At 69.3% G+C, this 19,758-nt stretch carries 16 protein-coding genes; 8 read left to right on the top strand and 8 right to left on the bottom strand.

Annotated features, from left to right (window positions below; translation table 11 throughout):
- Positions 1-28 precede the first annotated feature (28 nt).
- Together VZQ01_RS40010 and VZQ01_RS40005 are read right to left on the bottom strand one after the other, a co-directional pair.
- Positions 29-835 carry a TP0624 family protein gene (locus tag VZQ01_RS40010; RefSeq protein ID WP_194869005.1) on the bottom strand — a complete coding sequence of 269 codons (807 nt, stop codon included), beginning with the start codon at positions 833-835 and terminating at the stop codon, positions 29-31.
- Between the two features lie 119 nt (positions 836-954).
- Positions 955-1,302, bottom strand: a complete 348-nt coding sequence (locus VZQ01_RS40005; RefSeq protein WP_046713983.1) for a PilZ domain-containing protein — start codon at positions 1,300-1,302, stop codon at positions 955-957.
- A 174-nt stretch (positions 1,303-1,476) separates the two neighbouring features.
- Here VZQ01_RS40005 and VZQ01_RS40000 point away from each other — a divergent pair, with 174 nt between their 5' ends.
- Complete coding sequence (locus tag VZQ01_RS40000; RefSeq protein ID WP_223751818.1) at positions 1,477-2,208, top strand: FKBP-type peptidyl-prolyl cis-trans isomerase; 732 nt, start codon at positions 1,477-1,479, stop codon at positions 2,206-2,208.
- Between the two features lie 8 nt (positions 2,209-2,216).
- On the opposite strand, the gene VZQ01_RS39995 is transcribed toward VZQ01_RS40000, so the two are convergent.
- The 5 genes from VZQ01_RS39995 to uvsE form a co-directional block, all read right to left on the bottom strand.
- Positions 2,217-3,167, bottom strand: coding sequence for a class I SAM-dependent methyltransferase (locus VZQ01_RS39995; RefSeq protein ID WP_141323081.1), 951 nt, complete (start codon positions 3,165-3,167; stop codon positions 2,217-2,219).
- 19 nt (positions 3,168-3,186) lie between these two features.
- Complete coding sequence (locus VZQ01_RS39990; RefSeq protein WP_426746255.1) at positions 3,187-5,313, bottom strand: hypothetical protein; 2,127 nt, start codon at positions 5,311-5,313, stop codon at positions 3,187-3,189.
- Between the two features lie 91 nt (positions 5,314-5,404).
- Positions 5,405-5,608, bottom strand: coding sequence for a cold-shock protein (locus VZQ01_RS39985; protein ID WP_015349926.1), 204 nt, complete (start codon positions 5,606-5,608; stop codon positions 5,405-5,407).
- A 117-nt stretch (positions 5,609-5,725) separates the two neighbouring features.
- Positions 5,726-7,558 carry a M2 family metallopeptidase gene (locus VZQ01_RS39980; protein WP_141323082.1) on the bottom strand — a complete coding sequence of 611 codons (1,833 nt, stop codon included), beginning with the start codon at positions 7,556-7,558 and terminating at the stop codon, positions 5,726-5,728.
- 52 nt (positions 7,559-7,610) lie between these two features.
- Positions 7,611-8,549 carry a UV DNA damage repair endonuclease UvsE gene (uvsE, locus tag VZQ01_RS39975; protein ID WP_426746254.1) on the bottom strand — a complete coding sequence of 313 codons (939 nt, stop codon included), beginning with the start codon at positions 8,547-8,549 and terminating at the stop codon, positions 7,611-7,613.
- A gap of 133 nt (positions 8,550-8,682) precedes the next feature.
- On the opposite strand from uvsE, the gene VZQ01_RS39970 reads away from it, so the two are divergent.
- The 3 genes from VZQ01_RS39970 to VZQ01_RS39960 all read left to right on the top strand — a co-directional run bounded on the left by VZQ01_RS39970 (position 8,683) and on the right by VZQ01_RS39960 (position 12,259).
- Positions 8,683-9,783 (top strand): DHH family phosphoesterase, encoded by a 1,101-nt coding sequence (locus tag VZQ01_RS39970; RefSeq protein WP_426746253.1) that lies wholly within the window; start codon positions 8,683-8,685, stop codon positions 9,781-9,783.
- Positions 9,783-10,346 (top strand): thioredoxin-like domain-containing protein, encoded by a 564-nt coding sequence (locus tag VZQ01_RS39965; RefSeq protein WP_223785847.1) that lies wholly within the window; start codon positions 9,783-9,785, stop codon positions 10,344-10,346. Before VZQ01_RS39970 ends, VZQ01_RS39965 begins: the two co-directional genes overlap by 1 nt.
- A gap of 95 nt (positions 10,347-10,441) precedes the next feature.
- On the top strand, positions 10,442-12,259 hold the full coding sequence (locus VZQ01_RS39960) for a hypothetical protein (RefSeq protein WP_426746252.1): 1,818 nt from the start codon (positions 10,442-10,444) through the stop codon (positions 12,257-12,259).
- Positions 12,260-12,322: 63 nt separating this feature from the next.
- Here the strand turns inward: VZQ01_RS39960 and VZQ01_RS39955 are convergent, their stop codons facing one another.
- Positions 12,323-13,840, bottom strand: a complete 1,518-nt coding sequence (locus VZQ01_RS39955; RefSeq protein ID WP_426746251.1) for a hypothetical protein — start codon at positions 13,838-13,840, stop codon at positions 12,323-12,325.
- Between the two features lie 331 nt (positions 13,841-14,171).
- On the opposite strand from VZQ01_RS39955, the gene VZQ01_RS39950 reads away from it, so the two are divergent.
- The 4 genes from VZQ01_RS39950 (at position 14,172) to VZQ01_RS39935 (ending at position 19,726) form a co-directional block, all read left to right on the top strand.
- Positions 14,172-15,914, top strand: a complete 1,743-nt coding sequence (locus tag VZQ01_RS39950) for a thiamine pyrophosphate-dependent enzyme (protein WP_426746250.1) — start codon at positions 14,172-14,174, stop codon at positions 15,912-15,914.
- Between the two features lie 29 nt (positions 15,915-15,943).
- Entirely contained in the window at positions 15,944-16,417 is a 474-nt protein-coding gene (locus VZQ01_RS39945; RefSeq protein WP_426746249.1) for an MEKHLA domain-containing protein, read from the top strand.
- A gap of 102 nt (positions 16,418-16,519) precedes the next feature.
- A complete protein-coding gene (locus VZQ01_RS39940; protein ID WP_426746248.1) occupies positions 16,520-18,187 on the top strand; it encodes a DUF1800 domain-containing protein in 1,668 nt (555 codons plus the stop codon).
- Between the two features lie 3 nt (positions 18,188-18,190).
- A complete protein-coding gene (locus VZQ01_RS39935; RefSeq protein ID WP_426746247.1) occupies positions 18,191-19,726 on the top strand; it encodes a DUF1501 domain-containing protein in 1,536 nt (511 codons plus the stop codon).
- The last annotated feature ends 32 nt before the right edge of the window (positions 19,727-19,758 follow it).

Below are 19,758 nucleotides of genomic sequence, written 5' to 3'. Positions count from 1 at the left end.
GGAGTCGCGCCGCGAATCCATGTCCGGGTCACTGCGTGACGATGACGACCCGGCCCTCGGCGAGGAAGCGCGCGTCGACCTCGCCCAGCGTCTTCACATCCTCCGACGCGAGCACCAGGTCCGAGCCCTTCAGCCCCGTGGCCTTCACCACCATCGGCTTCTCGCCCACGAGCGCGGCCTTCTTCGCCGCATCCAGGCTCCGGAACCACGCGGCGACCCCCGTCGATTCCCGCACCTCGCTCGCCAACGCACCCGCGCCATAGAGCGCCTTGCCCGCCGCATCCAACAACCGGGGCGCGAGCACCGGCTTCGCCCCGAGCCCTCGCGCGTCCACCACCAGGCCCGTGTACTTCTTCGCGCCCTCGCGGTTGAAGACGATGACGGACTCCGGCCCGCGGTCCACCAGCGCGGAGGTGATCGCCGCCAGCGGCACCTCCACGTCCAGCTCCACGCCACTGTCCGAATAGAAACGCTTCGCGACCACCTTGAACCCGTTCACGGCCGCCTCCACCCGGCCGCGCACGTCGTCGCGCGCCATCTCGTCACCGACGCTCCGGTCCGCCCGCAGCTGCAGCGCGCGCACCTGCTCGAGCAGATTCCGGGACGCGACCTGCCGCGCCACCCGCTCGGCCCCGAGCCTCGCCTGAGAGGGATTCGCGGCCTTCAGGTCCGGAGCACCCGCTCCCGTCGCCCGGAGCACCTGCCCCTCCCAGTTCACACCCACACTTCCCACCGGACGGACAACCTCCACGGTGGGAGCGGGCTTCACCGCCTTGCCCTGGGCCGATGCCACCATCGGCACCACCAGCAATACCGCCCATCGTGCTCGGCTCACGGAGCTCCTCCTGTCCTCACCCGATACCTTGGGTAGTCCCAGGGCAGAATGGCAACCCATTCAACGAGCCCACCTCGAAGGAAGTCAAGGCAACCCCCGAGGCCCGACAGCGCGGCGCGTCAGTTCTCGCTGCCCGCGCGGCCGTGACGGTCCACGTACGCGTCGATCATCTTCCGGTGCCGCTCGGTGAGCAGCGTGAAGCGCACACCCGAGTGCTCGCGCTTGGCGGTGGACAGCTCCACCCACTCGCGCACCACCTCGCCCTCCGCGTAGATGATCTCCTCCGAGCCCGGCAGTTGGAACTGGAGACCCACGCGCTTGGCGTCGTGCTGGGGCTCGATCAACCGGGCCAGGCTCACACCCTCCGGGCTGATGTCCGCGGCCCGCGACATGTACGGCACGCCGCCCATGTACTTGTTCAGGTAGATGTCGAGGGGCGCCCGCTTCGACTTACGCTTGTCGCTCATCGCTCCAGCTCCTTCGCTGCGTGCAACAGGTTGCTCCGGGGTTGAAGCAACCTGGACGCAGGGTAGAGGCACGAGCGTGTCGCGCAAGAAAACGACCCTTTCGCGACTCCCAGTTCGTGCTGGGCGCGGACGCTCGGGCCCTATATTCCAGTGCCCATGAGGAAAGGTGGAACCATGCGAACGATGTGGATGGCAACGCTCGCCCTGGTGCTCGGCGCCACGGGTGCGCACGCGCAAGGCGGTGCTCCGGCTCCCGTGAAGAAGGCCGAGCCCGCCACGAAGGCGCCAGCGGCGCCCGCGGCCGTGGACCCCAGCGAGCTCACCGAGGAGCAGCAGACCATCTACGCGCTGGGCGCCAGCGTGGGGAAGGACCTGTCCCTCTTCGCGCTCACGCCGGAGGAGGTGCAGATCCTCCAGCGCGGCATGGTGGACGGCATGGCCGGCACGGCCGCCCTCGAGCCCAAGGAGTTCGCGCCGAAGATCCAGGCCTTCGCGAAGTCGCGTCAGGCGCAGGCCGGCAACGCGGCCCTGGTGCGCGCGGCGAGGGAGCCCGGCGCGGTGAAGCTGCCCTCGGGCGTCATCTACCGCGAGACGCAGGCGGGCACGGGCAAGAGCCCGCGCGCCACCGACACCGTCAAGGTCCACTACGAGGGCCGGCTCGTGGACGGCTCCATCTTCGACACGTCCGCCAAGCGCGGCATCCCCGTCGAGTTCCCCCTCAACGGCGTCATCCCCTGCTGGACGCAGGGCGTGTCGCGCATGAAGGTCGGCGGCAAGGCGAAGCTCACCTGCCCTGGAGACACCGCGTACGGCGAGCGTCCGCCCTCCGGCTCGCGCATCCCGCCCAACGCCGTCCTCACCTTCGACGTGGAGCTGGTCGCCATCCCCGGCGACACCCGTCAGTAGTCAGCGCCTCACTTCACCCGACGCAGCCAGAAGCTCCCGGGCCAGTCCTCGGGAGCCCCCCGGTACGACGGGAACGCCTGACGCAACCGCTCCGGATGCGTCAGGTGCATGAAGCTGCTGCCCCAGAGCACCTCGAAGCTGTCGTTGAAGCTCAGGAACGCCTGCAGCAGGTACTGCTCCGTCCAGAAGCGCCGGTGCTCCAGCACCCACGCGCGCGGGTACTCCGCCGGCAGGAAGATGTCGTGGACGTGCACCACCACGCCCTTCTTCAGCCGAGGCAGCAGCTCCAGGAACTCCACCTGCACGTCGCTGCCCACCTTCAACACATGGCTGGAGTCGATGAAGAGGATGTCGTCCGCCTCCAGTCGCTCCACCTCCGAGTACGGGATGTCCTGCGCCTTCAGCGGCTCCAGGCGCGTCAGGCCCGGGAAGCCCGCGCGCAGCACCTCGCTCGGATAGGGCTCGAAGGCCACCAGCTCGCACGCGGGCGCGCCCTCCCCTTCGTTCTTCCGGCACGCCTGCGCGGACAGCCGCGTGGACCAGCCGGAGCCGATCTCGAACAGCCTTCGCGGCCGCAGCTCGCGCACCAGCCCGTAGGCCACCTCCGCGTCCACCGTCCCGAACTCGCTGTTGCCCAGGTGGTAGACGTGCGGCTCGCCCGTCGCGGACCTCGGGAACGCCTGGTACTCGTCGCGGTACTTCGAGGACAGGCGCTCGAGCAGCGCGAGCTGGCTCGACTCGCGCAGGTCGATTCCCACCATCTTCGAGCGCGTGCCCCACAGCGCCTCGGGCAGCGAGCCCGTGTCGGGGATGGGCTGATAGAAGTGGTTCGGCGTGACGTGGTAGCCGCCACGCTCGTAGACCTGGAACAGCCTCGGGTCGTCGAGCAACCCGAGCCGCCGGCTTCCCTTCACCAACCCCTGGGCCAACAGCTCCTTGATGCGACGCTTGATGGGCATGAGCGGCGCCGAGCCTACCCTACGGTCGCGCCTTCAGCGCCGCCTCTGTCGCGCGCAAGAGCGGCTCCGCGCTCACCGGCGCCCCCGTCGCGTGCGTCATCCACAGGTCCGGCGTCACCGAGCCGTACGTCGCCATCCGCTCGAACTCCGCCCCCAGCGGCCCCTTGCGCGACAGGTGCTCCTCGATCTGGAACGCGATGAGGTGCCCCAGCGGATAGTCCGGCAGGTACAGCGGGTAGCTGATCATGTGGCTGTAGACGGCCAGCAGCGTGGTGTCCTTTCCACCCAGCACCGGCGCGAAGTAGCGATTCCACACGTCGCGGGAGATGGACACCACCGCGTCCCGCAGCTGCGCGGGCGTGGCCTCCGGGTTCGCGTACAGCCAATGCCACACGGCCATGTCCACCATCGCGATGCCCGAGCGCTCCCAGGTCTGCCAGAAGTCGCCGAGCACCCGCTCCCGCTCGCTCTCCGCGGTGGGCCTGCCCTGCCCCAGCAGCTCCAGATCCCTCGCCTGGAACACGAAGGCCAGCGCCTCCGTGAAGGCGTTGTTGGGCACCCCGGTGAGCAGCGTGTGGTCCACGCCGTAGAGCCCGAAGGTCTGCTCCACGTTGTGCCCCAGCTCGTGCACCGCGATGTTGTAGCCCTTGTAGTCCATGCCCCCCTTCTCCACGCGCGTGCGCAGCCGGGCGAAGTCACCGCGCCGCAGCGCCTGCTGCGCATGGCCCGCGCCACGCGAGGCATCCACGCGGATGCGCGCCGCCAGCCAGTCCGCCTTCTGTGCGCTGAAGCCCATGCCCTGGAGGATGCGCGGCAGGTCCTTCGCGAACGCCTCCGCCGTCGGGTAGCGCTTGCGCGTCAGCGCATCCAGCTCCGACTCCGGCCGCTTCGCCCCGGGTTTGAAGCCCGCATACCAGACGTCCTGCGGCTCCAGCTTCCGTCCCAGCCGGGACTGGAGCTCCGCGGCCACGCGGGGCACCAGCGGCGACTCCAGCACCTGCGTCAGCAGCGCCTTCACCCGCGCCTCGGGCAGCTCACGTCCCAGCTCGAACGAGCGGGCGATGCGCGTGGGCGCCACCGGCGCGTACGCGTCCAGCTTCCGCTCCGCCCGGAAGATGGCGAGCATCCGCGCATAGCGCACGTCCGCCTCCCGCGTGGCGTCCACGCGGGCCTCGCGCGGGGGCGCGTCCGCCTCCACCGTCTGGGGCGGCGCCACCGTGACGGCGTTGGTGAACGGGTTCCAGTCCAGCCTGGGGTTGTCGATGACCGCGGCCGGAATCGTCTGGGTGACGATGCGCTCCATCACCTGCACGATGGTCCGCTGCTTCTCGTGTCCGCGCGGGTCCGCGTAGTCCGCCTTCAGCTCGTCGCGCAGGTTCCAATGACTGATGAGGCGCAGGCCCTTGGGGAAGAGCCTCTCGCCGCGCTCGTCCACCAGGTGGTGCATCCACACGTTGTACTCGGCGATGTACAGGTTCGCCGCCGCCACCTCGCGCGAGGACGCCTGCTGCACGTCCGCGGGGATGCGCATGCTGAAGCGCCCCGCCAGCCGAGCCTCGGCCCACTGCCGCCGCGTCCACGTCGCGCCCTGGCGCGCCCGCTCCTCCAACGTCGTCAGCGGGAAGTTGAGCAGCACCACGAAGCCGACCTTCGCGCGGAACAGATCCTCCGTCACATGCGAGGACGGGTCATACGACGCCACCAGCGGCTCCACGGGGAGCAGCGGACCCAGGTCCAGGTCCGTGTACCACTGCGTCTCGCGCCCCAGCTCCAGCATGTGCCCGTCGAGCTGCTCGAACAGGCGCTCCAGCCGCGCGAAGGTCGCGTCCAGCACCTGGGGGTCCGACACGAACTGCTCGCGCGCGAAGGCGGCCAGGTCCCCGTCCTCGGCGCGCCACAGCAGGGCCACCTGAGCCACGCCGCGCTCGATGCGCGCGCGCTGCGCCTCGCCGTGCTTCGCCACCAGCTCCGCCGTCACCTGGGCCAGCGCGTCGGACGAGGGCTTCATCGCGGGGCCTTCGGGAGCGGGCCGCGCATCCACCGCGGCGGCGGGCGTCGGCGTGGGGGACGTCGTGGAGCACCCCAGCAGCATCACCAGGGGAAGGGCGTGCAGCGGGGACACCCGACGCGGCTTCGACGAGGACATGGACAGCTCCGAGAAAGCACGAAGGGCCCGACCCTTGGCAGGCCGGACCCTCATGATGCATCCAGGAAGTCGTTACGAACGACGCCGGGAATCAGGCAGCGCGGACGTTCTGCGCCTGAAGACCCTTGGGGCCGCGGGCGACCTCGAACTCCACCTTCTGCCCCTCCTGGAGGGTGCGGAAGCCATCCATGTTGATGGCGGTGTGGTGGCAGAACACGTCCTCACCACCGCCGTCCTGGGTGATGAAGCCAAAGCCCTTCGCATCGTTGAACCACTTCACGGTACCAGTAGCCATTTGCTTTCTTCTTCTTTCGTCACGGACGCGAAAATCCGCCGTCCGGTCCTACCGAGCGAACTCTAACGGACCCCGAGAATCTACGCGGCCTTTCCCCGGGAAGTCCACCAGGGACCTTCACCATCCGCACTTCTGGCCCTTGTTCTGGGTCTTCAGCCACTGACGCAGAGGGCTGAAATAATCCAGCAACGGTGTCGCATCCATGCGGCGAGTCCCAGTGACGACCTGGAGCGCATCCGGCCAGGGCTTGCTGGCGCCGAGCTCCAGCATCGCCTGCAGCCGCTTTCCGGCCTCCTTGTTCCCGTAGATGGAGCACTCGTGGAGGGGGCCCTTGTAGCCGGAGGCCTCGCACAGGGCCTTGTGGAACTGGAACTGGAGGATGCGGGCCAGGAAGTAGCGGGTGTAGGGGACGTTGGCGGGGACGTGGTACTTGGCGCCCGCGTCGAAGTCCTGCTCGGAGCGGGCCACCGGCGCGGCCACGCCCTGGTACTTCTGGCGCAGGGCCCACCAGGACTTGTTGTAGTCCGCCGGCTTCACGCGGCCGGAGAAGACCTCCCAGCGCCACTGGTCCACGAGCAGGCCGAAGGGCAGGAAGGCCACCTTCTCCAGCGCGTCCTTGAGCTGGAGGTTGATGAGGTTCTTGTCGTTCTTCGCCACCTCCTTGAGCAGGCCGACCTGCTGGAGGTACGCGGGGGTGATGGACAACGTCAGCGCGTCGCCGATGGCCTCGTGGAAGCCGTCGTTGGCGCCGGCCTGATAGAGCACGGGCAGGTTGTAGTAGTACGTGTAGTAGTAGTTGTGGCCCAGCTCGTGGTGGATGGTGACCAGGTCCTCCTCGGTGGGCTTGATGCACATCTTGATGCGCAGGTCGTTCTCGTACGTCACGTCCCAGGCGCTGGCGTGGCAGACGACGTCGCGATCCCTGGGCTTGGTGAACTGCGAGCGCTCGAAGAAGGTCTCCGGCAGCGGCTTGAGGCCGAGCGAGGTGAAGAACTTCTCCCCCAGTCGCACCATCTTCAGCGCGTCGTAGTTCTGCGCCTTCAGCGCGGCGTCCACGTCCAGGCTGGCCTGACCGGGGAACGGCTCCACCAGGGGGTAGATGTTGTTCCACTCCTGGGCCCACATGTTGCCCAAGAGGTGCGCCGGGATGGGCTTGCCCGCAGGCACCTTGTCCGCGCCGTACTGCTTCGCCAACCGCCCGCGCACGTAGCAGTGCAGGTCGTCATACAGGGGCTTGACCTGGCCCCACAGGCGCTGGGCCTCCTTCTCGAACTCCGCGGGCGGCATGTCGTAGCCGGAGCGCCACAGCGTGCCCAGGTCGTTGAAGCCGATGTCCTTGGCGCCATCGTTGGAGATGGTGACCAGGTTCTCGTACAGCGGGCGCATGGGCCGGGAGATGGAGTGCCAGCCCTGCCACGCATCGAGCAGCGCGGCGTAGTCGCGGCTCTCGGCCATGACGTCGGAGAGCTCCTCCAGGTCGCGGCACTTCCCCTTGCCGTCGGCGCCACAGTACTTGCCCTTGCCGTAGAGGCCCTCCAGCTTGGCGGCCGTGGTGGCCAGCTCCGCGCGCTTCTTCGCGTCCGACGGCGCGGGCAGCGCCTGGGACACGCGCAAGAGGTGCAGCATGCGCGCGGTGTCCGCGTCCAGCTTCAGCCCGTCGAAGCGGCGCGAGTCCTTGATGGCGCCGTTGACGTAGCCGAGCACCTCCTCGTTGACGTAGGCGGCGTTCCGCTCGGTGTCGTCGGTGATGTACGTGGACTTGATCCACTCGGCGGTGGCCTGCTTCGTCCACAGGCGCTTGAGGTCCGCGTTCACCTTCTCGGCGAACTGCTTCGCCTCTTCGGGCGTGGCCTTGGCGGCGGGCGTCTGGGCGAGGCCAGGGGCGGCGGTCAGCGCCAGGGCCGCGAGGGCCGAGCGCAGCAACGACTGCGTGAGTCGGGTCCGGTTCATGGACGCGGACCGTAGAGGAACCGCCGCCCGAAGACATCCAAGAAAACAATGTCTACGGCGCCGGCGCGCCCACCCCACCGCGTCGGCCTCGGCGTTCGTTCGCGAGCTGACGCAATGCGAAAACCGCGACGTCCTTCTCCTTCGCCTCCAGCATCAGGTCCGCCGGCACGGGCAGCGCGGCCACCATCCTCCGGAAGTCCGCCGGGTCCACCCGGTCCGAGTGGGCCCCGGCCCGCGCCTGGGGACGCTGGCTGGCCAGGTGGAACTTGGGCCGCAGGTCCAGCGCAGTCCACGTCGACGCGGCCTCGCGCAGGAGCTCCTTCAATGACATCACAGGCGTCGAGGCGAGGACCGCGTTGTGGAGGTTGTCTCCCACCATCGGGACGCCGTGCTCGCGCGCGAGGGGCAGGACCTCCCGCGCGCTCCACACCTTGTCGTCGTGCTCGATGGTGAGCCGCTCGCGCAGCGGCTCGGGCAGCTCGTCCAGGAATCGGTGCGCGGCGACCCGTGCCTCCTCGCGCGTCGGCGCGGCGCCGCCGACGTGGAGCACCACGCGCGACTCGGGCCCGGCCTCCAGCAAGTCCAACACGCGCGCGCTGTAGCGCAGCTCCGCCAGCGAGGCCTCGCGAACCCGCGCGTGCCGGGAGGACAGCGAGGCGCCCGCCGGCGAGGGATGCATCGACAGCCTTTGATTCGAGCGGCGCGCGAGGCGGGCCAGGTGCTCGAAGTCCCGGCCGAAGGTCTTCCACCACGGGAGCGTGTTCACCGGGTGCGAGCCGAACGGGATGAGCGAGGAGCCGATGCGGAACACCTCGATGCCTCGCGAGGCGTTGAACTCGAGCAGGCGCTGGAGCTCCTCGAGGTTCTGAGCGATGAGCGACTCCAGGCGTTGGGGCGTGGCGCCCGCCAGGCGGCAGGTGTGCCCCGCGCTCACGCCCAGCGTCAGGCTCTGCGCGACATAGCCGAGTCGGTAGGAGTCGAAGCCTTCCATCACCAGGACAAGCTCGCCACGAACGGGCCCACGCACAGCGGGCCACCAGCCCCACTCGGGCACGCTCGTGGAGCAGGCGGGCTCCCCTTGCCGCTCCTTCTGCTGTCAGGGGTTGGCGTTACAGCTTGAAGGCATGCTGCTCGGTCACACGAAGGACCCCGCCTGGCCCACGTCTGAAGAGGCGCTCGCCGAGGCCCGACGCTTCATCCAAGCCCAGCGCGGCAAGCGCGTGCTGGTGGCGCCCCACTCGGATGTGGATGGCCTGGCCTCCGGCGTCCTGATGGTGCGAGCGCTCGAGGCCATGGGCGCCCGCGTCGCCGTCCGCGTACCCGGGAAGGGAGAGCATGCCCACTCGCCCGGCTTCCTGGAGCGGCTCCGCGCGACGAAGCCCGACGCGCTCGTCGTCCTCGACATGGGCAGCCGGCCCGCGCCGCTCTTGCCCTCCGTCCCCACCCTCATCGTGGACCACCACGCGGCGGAGTCCTTCCCTCCCGAGGCACGCGTCGTCACCGCGTACGGCCATCAGCCCATCGCGAGCAGCAGCCTGCTCACCTTCGTGCTGGTGTCGCCGCTCGTCGTGCCGGGGCCGCTGGAGTGGCTCGCGGTGCTCGGCACCGTGGGGGACCTGGGCGCGGATGCCCCCATGCCGTTCCTCAAGGACGCGCTGCGACGCGCGAACCGCAAGGCGGTGACGGAGACGGTGTCCCTCATCAACGCGGCCCGACGCTCGGCCCGCTTCGCCGCGCCCCGGGCCCTGGAGGTCCTGCTGCGCGCGGGGGCCGCGAAGGACATCTCCGAGGGTCGCGTGCCCGGCGTGGACGAGCTGCACGACTGCCGCGTGGAGGTGCGCCGCGAGGTCGAACGGTGTGCTCGCACACCGCCGCGCGTCGCCTCGCGTGTGGCGCTGCTCCTGTTCAGCTCGGAGGCGCAGGTTCATCCGCTGGTGGCCGTGCGATGGACGCAGCGGCTGCCCGAGCACATCGTCATCGCGGCCAACACGGGCTACCTGCCCGGCCGCGTGAACTTCGCGATGCGCAGCCATGCGCCCATCGACCTGAGGGCCTTCATCCAGGGACTGGGCCTGCCGCCGATGGGCGAGGAGCTGGGCCACGGCCATGCTCGCGCCACGGGAGGCAGCGTGAGCCAGTCCGACTTCCTCCGCTTCGCCGAAGCCGTGGGGCTGCCAGGGCTGCGCGCCCAGGACGTGGAGCGTCGCGGTGCGTTCCCCGGCTGATGCGGTATGACGGGGGCGTGCACGCCCAACGCCTCCTCACCCTCCCCTCGCTGCTCGCGCTCCTGTCCCTGTCCGCCTGCGACTCCTCGGACGCGGCGCCTGGCGGCTGCGGCCAGTTCAGCTTCCCCCTCTCCACGCAGACGTCCTCCGGGCACCTCGCCGTCTGCGACAGCCCCGCCTGCGGCAACGGGGAGAACCCTCCGAACTCCGGTCCCCACTGCGCCAGCGTGGCCCGCTGTGGCATCTACGAAGAGCCCGTGTCGCGCTGCCTGTACGTCCACAACCTGGAGCACGGACACGCGGTGTTCCTCTACAACTGCCCGGACGGCTGTCCCGACGAAGTGGCGAAGCTGGAGGCCGCGGCGGCCACCGTGCCCATCGGCGCCAACGGCGTGCGCCGCGCGCTCATCGCGCAGGACCCGCGACTGCCCAACCGCGTGGCCGCGATGCTGTGGCGGCGCACGTATCTGGCTGACGCCGCGGATCCGGAAGCGCTCCGCTGCCTGCTCGCCTTCCAGGACACGGACGCGCCCGAGCCGGGCCTCGCCTGTCCCGGCCCGTGACACCGAGGGGCTGAGGCCCCGGACGTATAGCAGGCGACGAGGCTCCCGCTGCGGGCAACCGGCGTGGCGACCGCACGCCGTTTGTATTCAGGGGCATGAGAACAACGCTCCGAAGAACCGTCGCCGTGCTGGCGCTGGCCTGCACGACCCTGGCTGTGTCGTCCGCGTTCGCTCAAGCCGCACCGCCCGGCGTGAAGGGCCCCGTGCCCACGGGCCTCCCCAATCGCCTGTCCATCGGCCTGTTCGAGGAAGCGGGCCAGAACTGGATGCGTGACAGCGGCGTCCCCTGGGACGTGCGCTACCGCTACCTCACCAAGGGCTGGGTGGACAATTGGGGCTGGGGCCCGCGCGATGGCGCGTGGGCGAAGACCTTCCTCACCGAGTCCAACTCCCAGGGCTTCATCCCCGCGCCCGTCTTCTACCAGCTCTTCGCGGAGCCGGGCGGCGGCGAGGCCGAGTCCCTCGCGAAGGTGCAGAACATCGACACCATGCGTGGCTACTTCAGTGACTTCAAGATCCTCCTCCAGCGCGCGAAGGAGTACGGCAAGCCGGTGCTGATGCCCATCGAACCGGACGCGGTGGGCCTGCTCCAGTTCTATACGAACTCCAACCCCAACACGTACGCCGCCGTCGCGGCGACGGGCATGCCGGAGCTCGCGGGCCTGCCCAACACCGTCGCCGGATGGGGGCTCGCCTTCCTCCAACTGCGCAAGGCCGTGGGCGCGAACAACGTCATCCTCGGCCTCCACATCTCCGCGTGGGCCAGCGGCAAGGACATCTCCTGCTGCTCCATCAGCGACCCCCTGCAGCCGGAGGTGGACAAGGTCGTCAACTTCCTCAAGCCGCTGGGCCTGGGCGCCAACAGCACCGGCGCGACATATGACGTGCTCGTCGGAGACCCGCTGGACCGTGACGCGGACTTCTACAAGCTCACCCGGGGCCAGGACGTGTGGTGGGACACGAACGACAACGCCGCCATCGCCTCGCGCTCGTTCAATCGCTACCACCAGTGGCTCACGCTGATGAACCAGACCTCCGGCAAGCGCTGGGTGCTCTGGCAGATTCCGCTCGGAAACTCACAGCACCGCAACATCAACAACGATGGCACCCCTCGCGCGGGCTACCGAGACAACCGGACCGAGTATTTCTTCGGCCCCGCTGGAGACGCGCACCGGCGCAAGTTCGCCAACGCGGGTGTCATCGCGCTGCTCTTCGGCGCGGGCGCGGGCGGACAGAGTTCCTACACCAATGACCTGGGCACGAACGGCCAGCCCTATCTCAAGAGCAATGCCTCACCCTTCCTGACCGCCGGTGGACTGACGCTGCCGGCCACGGGCACCACCCTGCCCGTCCCGGGAACCGGCACGGATGGCGGTACCGACGCGGGGGTTCCGGATGCAGGAGGGCCGCGAGACGCCGGCTCGGGCGGCACCGACGCGGGGACACCGGATGCCGGCTCGGGCGGGGGCACGGGTCGTGGGTATGGCTTCGAGTCCGGCACCGAGGGCTGGTCGGCCACGGGCGCGCCGCTCAAGGCCGCGACGTCCACCACCACCCGGCCCCAGTCGGGCACGCGCTCGCTCGCGATTCCGTTCAGTGGCACCGCGGGCACGGGCGTCGTGTCCGTGATGACCGCCACCGTGCCTCAAGCGGGCGTGGTCACGATGCGCCTGTGGGTTCCCGCAGGGAGCAAGCTCACCGCCGTCCAGCCGTTCGCGCTGGAGGGCGCCACCAGCAACTGGCGCTACACGGGCAAGTGGACCGCCGCGAGCAGCCTCCAGACGGGGGCCTGGAACACGCTGACCCTTCCCCTGCCCTCGGACAGCACCACGCCGCTGTACCAACTGGGCGTGGAGCTCATCACCAACGCGGGCTGGACGGGCACCGTCCACCTGGACAGCGTGGCCTGGTAGCAACCAGCACGACGGCTCCGGCGCTCGACTCGAGGGCCGGAGCCGTGTCGTTCCCGTCCGGACTCAGTCGTCCAGGCCGAGCTCGCGGTTGTCCAGGGCGGTGCCCCGCGCGGTCTCGTAGATGGTCGCCAGCAGCGGATTGGAGATGGCCTCTCCGAAGAGCAGGTGGAAGGGAATCGCATCCTTCGGGTCATCCGGATGCTCCTTCAACGCGTCGGTGACCCAGTCCTGGATCTGGTCGAGCGTGAGGTCGCGCACGCTCCCAATCACGGGGAGCGACACGTCCGGAAGCAGGTCCTTGGCCTTGAAGATCAACCCCACCAGGCCCTCGGTGGCCTCGTTGCGCGCGTCCAGCTCCTCGACGGCGAGCATGAAGCCGCCCTCGATGGCGCCCACGAGGCTGCCCATGCCCCGGGCCAGGCGCTGAGCGTCCTGGGAAGGAGGATTGGCGGTCGCCTCGGTCTCCAGCCGCCTCTGCATCTCCCCCAGCTTCTGCACCACGAACGTGTGCAGGGCCTCCTGTCCCTCGAATGAAGGGTCGGTGAAGAGCGTCCTCGTGAAGAACTCCGCGAGCTTCCCGGCGCTCTGGCTGCTGATGGCTCCAGAGGCGTCCGCCACGGACGCGAGGATGGCATCCGCGTTGCGCGTGAAGAACCGGGCCGCCGCGGCGCGGGACTCCTCGTTCTCACCCAGGTACGGGATGCTGTCCATGAACACCTGGAGGGACTGAAGCGTGGGCGGCTGGATGGCGCCGGCCGCGTCCAGGAGCTTCCCGAGCGCCTCGTACGACCCCGTCCCCATGCGCGCGATGGGCTCCTCGAGGTTCTTCAACACCCGCGAGACGACCTCCGGGTTGCGCTCGAGGAACTTCTGGAGCTCGTCCGGCGGGAGGCTCGCGAGGGCCGTGGCGATGGCCACCGCTCGCGCGGGGTCCTCCACGTTCTCGGCCTGCATGATCTCCAGCTCGCGCTCCACGTAGGCGTTGATGAGGTCCGGGTTCCCCGTCCCGGCGATGATCTTCGCCAACATCTCGTGGGACTCGCCGCTCCACGTCCCGTTCCCGTGGGAGCCGACCGCCTCCTTCAGCTCCTCGAGCGTGACCTCTCCCCGCCGGTAGGCCGCGTCCAGCGCGTCCGAGAGGAGCTGCTGGTCCTCCGGGCTCAGGTCGTCCGCGTTGTCGAGGATGTTCCCCACCGTGGGGCCGTAGTCGAAGAGCATGTCCATGAACGCCGCCTGCTCCGCGGGGTCCGGGTGCGCCCTCAGCCACTCCGCGATGGTCTCCGGGTCCTCGCGGCCCGTCGCCTCCTCGATGGCCCGCCGCGCCTCCGCCTCCTCCGCGGGCGTCAGCACCGGGACAGGACACGCCGCCCCCTGCTTCGCGAGCGCCGTGGGATTGCCGAGGCTCGCCAGCGAACGCTCGCTCAGCCGCGCTCCCTGAAAGGCATCCACGACGCCCTTCTGACGCGCCCGCTCCGCGACGCCGTTCCCGGAGGGCGTCCGGACCGGCACGGCCGAAGGCTCCTCCTTCTTCTGGGTGCTCCCGACGTGCGGGCGTGGCTTGCCATCGATGCGGGCGGTCATGGGCAGACCTCCTGGGCTCTTGAGGGAAATGACTGACAAGACGGTTCTCGGCCCGGCGCGCGAACTTGTTGCCTCGACCCGCACGCGGGCCCGCGATGACTTTCAGATGACGCGGCCCGCCACGAGTCCATCCGGAGACGTCGTGGCGGCTCCCGCACGGCGCTCCGCGAAACACCCGCATGGAACCTCACCGTGCGGGAAACCCTCTCAACACTCCTCAAAACCCCAAAGACACACTTCCCCGATACCATGCCCGCAGCAACACATCCCCTCCACAAGAAAACACAATCATCCACGAGCAAAAACAGGCATCCGCCCTTAGCCTTGCGCCATGACAAATATCTCGTCGGGCGAATTGAGTGGCTATGACGTAGTCCTGCGCGCGCTGAGTGACTGGGGCGTCACGACGTGCACCGGTGTCACGGGGGGCGGGCTCCTGCACTTCCTCCAGCACCTGACGCCCCACCCGGGACGAGATGAGGAGCCACGACCCGAAGAGGCTCCCCGCTTCTTCAATCTGGGCGAGTACGCCGCGGGCTTCACGCCCCTGGGGAGCTATCTGGCCACGGGCGAGCTGGGGTGCTGCGTGGCGACGACGGGAGCCGCGACCAAGCTCCTGTCCTGCGGTCTGAGCGACGCCAAGCTGCATGACATCCCCGCGGTCTTCCTGGTCCCCCTCTGCTCCACGAAGAGCGAGGGACTGAGCCCGCTCCAGGACACCTCCGCGCAAGGCAGCAACATCATCCACCAACTCCAGGCGGAGCTCCCCGGAGGCGTGTTCGTCCTCGACCAGCGGACCGCCGTCGTCGACCAGCTCCGACAAGCCCAGCAGAGACTCCAGCAATCCAAGCCCGTCGTGCTCGTCATCGAACCCAACCGCCTCAAGCTCCCCGCCGGCGTGGAGAGCTGTCACTTCCCCCCGCTGCGTCCCTCCACGCCAAGGACCGAGGAGGTCCGTGACTTCGTCAAGTCATTCCACGCGGCCGCGGAGGGGCGACGCGTCGTCATCCTCGCTGGTGAGGAGCTGGCGCGTGTCCCCCGGGCGCCGAAGCTCACCACGCGCCTGTGCGAGCAACTCGGGGCCGCGCTCGTCTGGAGCATCAACGGCGCCAACGGCGTCGAGCGGCGGAACCCGCTGGGCCACGGCTACATCTCCTTCGGCGGGAATGACGCGGCCATGGACCTCTGGAAGAGCCTGGGCGAGGACGACGTCCTGCTCGTGCTCGGAGCCTGCCCGGACGAATACACCGTCAACCTCCAGCCCTACCCCGCGGGGAAGACCTTCGTCGTCACCGGCATCGAGGACGGCTATGGGCAGCTCAAGGGCAGCTTCGGCCACCGCGCCCGACACGAATTCCATCAGTGGGTGACGCCCCTGGACAGCGCGCTGCATGCGCTCGTCGAGCACTTCCAGTACGCACCTCCGCGCACCCGACGGGCGCTCCCCGCTCCCGAGAACCTCAACCATTCGCCGCGAAGGCCCCCTCGCACGGGCTGCGTGGACCTGCGCCAGCTCTTCGCCCGCCTGGATGAACGCTGGGCCCCGGGGACGCTCGGCTTCGACGATGTCTGTCTCTCCTACAAGGACCGGCAATACGTCACCCAGCGCCCCCATCCGAACGCGCGCTTCTTCTCGCTCTACCGGGGCTCGGCCATGGGCAACGTGCTGGGCCTGTGCATCGGCGCGCGGCTAGCCAGCCCCGACAGCCACGTCGTCGGCTTCACGGGTGACGGCTGCTTCCGTCTCTTCGCGGGCTGTCTGTCCGAGGCGAGTCGCCTGGACCTGCTCCTGTTCGTGCTCGACAACTCCAGCTACGGCATCGTCGAGCAGGCCCTTCCCGACATCCTCCCTGGCCTGCCAGGTCCTCGCAGGCACACCCAGCTCACACAGATGGAGTTCGGTGACATCGCACGCGCCTGTGGATGGGTGGCGTTCGACTTGAAGCCAGACCTCACCAACCTGGACGCCATCCTGAGCCTCCACCGTGCTCGCGCGGGCCAGTCCATCCTGGTGACCATCCCCGTCGACAGCGAACAGGTCCTTGGCCTCAACCCCCGCGCCGGCAACCTCTGACCCGCCGCGACTCCCCGGAGGAAAGTCCGATGAAAACCATCCCCGAAGTGATGCCGCTCCTGAAGTTGCTCGACGCCTCCTATCAGCGACATTTCGGCAAGCCCCTGGGCGTCGGCTTCTGCCCGCCCGACCTCGAGCACGCCCCCGACCCGACCCGCCTCTCGTGGGTCCATGCCGAGGCGCCCTTCATGCTGCTGGCGCAGGGCCTCCAGGCAGAGCCGCTCTACTTCTACTCCAACGCCGCCGCGTCCCGGCAGTTCGGCTACTCCGCGGAGGAGTTCCTCCGCACGCCCGCTCGGCTCAGCGCGCCACCCGATGGCCAGGAACATCGCGCGGCCGTGATTCGAGAGGTCGAGGCGCGCGGCTCCATCACGGGTTACTCCGGCCTCCGCGTCACCAAGGGTGGGAAGCTGTTCCGCATCCGTGACGCGGAGCTGTGGCGAATCGACGACGAGGGAATCCACCGCGGCATGGGCGCGCTCGTCTGGCCCGCGCCCCCCTAGGAAATATCACAGGGAACGCAACCTTTTCACGACTTCAGTGTTTTGTGATTCCGGGGGATTTCCATCCCCTTTTTCACGACCCCGCTGAAGGAGCGCTCCCGGATGATTCGACGCCTCACGTTGTCCCTCGCCGTGTGCACGCTGGCCTGTGTGCCCGAGGGACCTCCCCACCCCGACACCCCTCAACCCCAGACACCTGGCCAACAGACGCAGCGCGCCGAGCCGCTCGACACGCCGAGCGAGCCCAACGCGCTGCGTTTCCTGGAGCAGGCGACGTTCGGCCCGCGACTGGCCCACGGCGTCACGCCGCCACCCGGCGACTCCGTGGAGCATGTGATGGCGGTGGGCATCCGCCAGGCCATCACCGAGCAGTTCGCCGCGCCGCGCTCGACGTTCGACGGGCTGGCCACCCCGGACCTGGGCTCGCAGTTCTTCCACCATGCCATCCATGGACAGGACCAGCTCCGACAGCGCGTGGCCTTCGCGCTGAGTCAGGTCATGGTCGTCTCGCAGAACGGCATCCCCAACCTCATGTCCACGCCGGAGTCCGAGCCGCGCGTGGCGATGGCCAGCTACCTCAACCTGCTCAACCAACGGGCGTTCGGCGACTTCCGTCAGTTGATGGAGGCCGTGACGTTGCACCCCGCCATGGGCACGTACCTGGACCTGGCGAACAACAAGGCCTTCAAGCCGAACGGCCAGCCCATCGCGCCCAACGAGAACTTCGCCCGGGAGCTGCTCCAGCTCTTCACGCTCGGCCTCCACAAGCTCCAGGAGAACGGCGAGCCCGTGGTGGTGTCCGGGAACACCGTGCCCGTCTACACGGAGGCGCAGGTCGAGGCCTTCGCCCACACCCTCTCGGGTTGGACGTACGCGGCCCCCACGTGCCCCGCCATCGGCCGCTCGAACCCCGCGACGTACGCGGCGCCGATGATGGGCTGCGCGGTGAACCATGACAGCACGTCCCGGGAGCTGCTCCGGGGCTTCTGGACCACGCCCGGCGCCGGCCCGCGGCAGCACCTGGACGAGGCGCTGGACAACATCTTCCACGACCCCAACCTGCCGCCCTTCATCTGCAAGCAGCTCATCCAACACCTGGTCACCAGCAACCCCAGCAAGGAGTACGTGCAGGACGTCGTCCAGGTCTTCAAGGACAACGGCAGCGGTCAACGCGGAGACCTGCGCGCGGTCATCCGCCGCATCCTCCAGCACGACGAGGCTCGCGGGGCCGGGCCTCCGCCGTCGCAGCTCGCGGCGTTCGGGCGCCTGCGTCCGCCCGCGCTCCACGTCACCACGCTGGTCCGCGGGCTGAACGCAACCCTCGACACGCTCGGAGGGGCCCAGGACCCCGGGGGCCTCTTGAACCAGTGGAGCCAGGCCATGGGCCAGAGCGTGCCCCGTCCGCCCTCCGTCTTCAGCTACTACCCGCCCAACGCTCCGGCGCCCGGAGGAGGAGGACTGCTCGGCCCCGAGTTCGCCATCCTCGACACGGCCACCATCACCGCGCGCGCCAACGTCACGCACGACCTGCTCTTCAGGTCCAGCACCGCCACCAAGGGCGTGCTCGTGGACCTGACCGTCCTTCCAGCCACCCCCAATGCCCTGGTCCAGTGGCTCAATCGCTACTGGCTGCACGGCACCATGTCCCCGACCCTCCAGGGAGTCCTCGCCAGCGCCCTCTCGGAAGTGGACGACGTGGATCCCACGCGCAGGAGGCAGCTCGCCGTGTACCTCACCGCCCTTTCCCCCCAATTCCAGATCCAGAGGTGACCCATGGGCCACTCACGACGACAATTCCTCCGCAACACCTCGCTGGGCCTGGGCGCGCTGACGATGTCCTCCACCTTCCCCCGGTGGCTCGGAGAGGCCGCCGCCGCGACGCTGTCCGGTTACGACGGCTACCGCGCGACGGTGTGTGTCTTCCTGCTGGGGGGCAATGACGCCAACAACATGCTCATCCCCACGGCCACCGCGGCCCATGCGCACTACACCGCCGCGCGCCCCACGCTCCGCGTTCCGCTCGACGAGCTGCGCACCATCAACCCCATCGGCATGGCCGCCGGGGCCTATGGCCTCCATCCCTCACTCGAGAAGCTCCAGGCCTTGTTCGAGGCAGAGCGCGCCGCCTTCGTGTGCAACGTGGGCCCGCTCACCCTGCCCATGCGCAAGCAGGACTACGAGCAGGGCACCGTGGCACGTCCCGACAACCTCTTCTCGCACGCCGACCAGCAGGACGCCTGGGCCAGCGCCATCGCCAATCCCTCCACGGTGGACCTGCCGCCGCTGCTCGAGAACAAGGCCACCGGCTGGGGCGGGCGCACCGCGGACCGGCTCCACGAGCTCAACCCCAACGACTACCCGGAGGTGACGTCCTTCGGCGGCAAGGCCCTCTTCAGCGCGGGCGCGGAGCGACAGCCGCTCATGGTGTCACCGTCCGGTGAGCTGGGCCTCACCCCCGCCCAGGGCGCGACCTTCAACGCGCTGCGCGCCCAGGCGCTCGAGGACGTGATGGCGCTGCACGACGGTGTCACGCTCCAGGCGAGCTACGGCGGCATCTTCACCACCGCGCAGACGTTCTCCGCCGCGCGCACCGCCGCGAGGGAGGTGGCCTGGGGCGCCCTGCTCCAGGACATCCAGGAGGAGCTCGCGGGCTACTTCGTCCCGCCCGCGGGCACCTCCGGCTGGACGCTGCCCGCGCAGCTCTTCCAGGTGGTGCGAGACCTGGTCGCGGGCGCCATGCCCGTCACGAGCGGTGGGCTGGGCGTGCGCCGACAGATGTTCTCCGTGGGGCTCGGCGGCTTCGACACCCACGCGGGCCAGGACGCCACCCACACGGCCCTGCTCAGCCAGCTCGACTTCTCGCTGGATGCCTTCCAGCGGGCGATGACCCTCTTGAAGGACCAGGGCGTCTTCGGCCCGAAGCCTCCCCAGGCCACGCTGTTCACCATGAGCGACTTCGGCCGGACGCTCACGGAGAACGGCGAGCAGGGCACGGACCATGGCTGGGGAAGTCACGCCATCGTCGTGGGTGATCGCGTCCAGGGCCGCCGGCTCCATGGCACCTATCCCAACCTGGACCTGGGCAATGCCAACAACCCCGACTCCGTGGATGGAAGGGGGCGCTGGCTGCCTTCACTCTGCGTGGACCAGTATGGCTTCACGCTCGCGTCGTGGCTGGGGCTCGGAGGGGCCGCGGACAGGGATCACGCCTTCCCGAACCTGTCGGCCTATACCGCCGCCGCGACCACGGGTGGCTTCCCCGCGGCCGCGCGCGCCAACCGGATTCCCTTCCTGACTCCGGACCCCTGAGCCCTCGGAGTGGACGCGGGTGTGGACCTTCC

The sequence above is a fragment of the Myxococcus faecalis genome (genome assembly GCF_050039385.1).
Lineage (GTDB): Bacteria > Myxococcota > Myxococcia > Myxococcales > Myxococcaceae > Myxococcus > Myxococcus fulvus.
The sequence above is the reverse complement of the archived record's forward strand: the minus strand, read 5'-3'. Positions and strand labels throughout refer to the sequence as shown.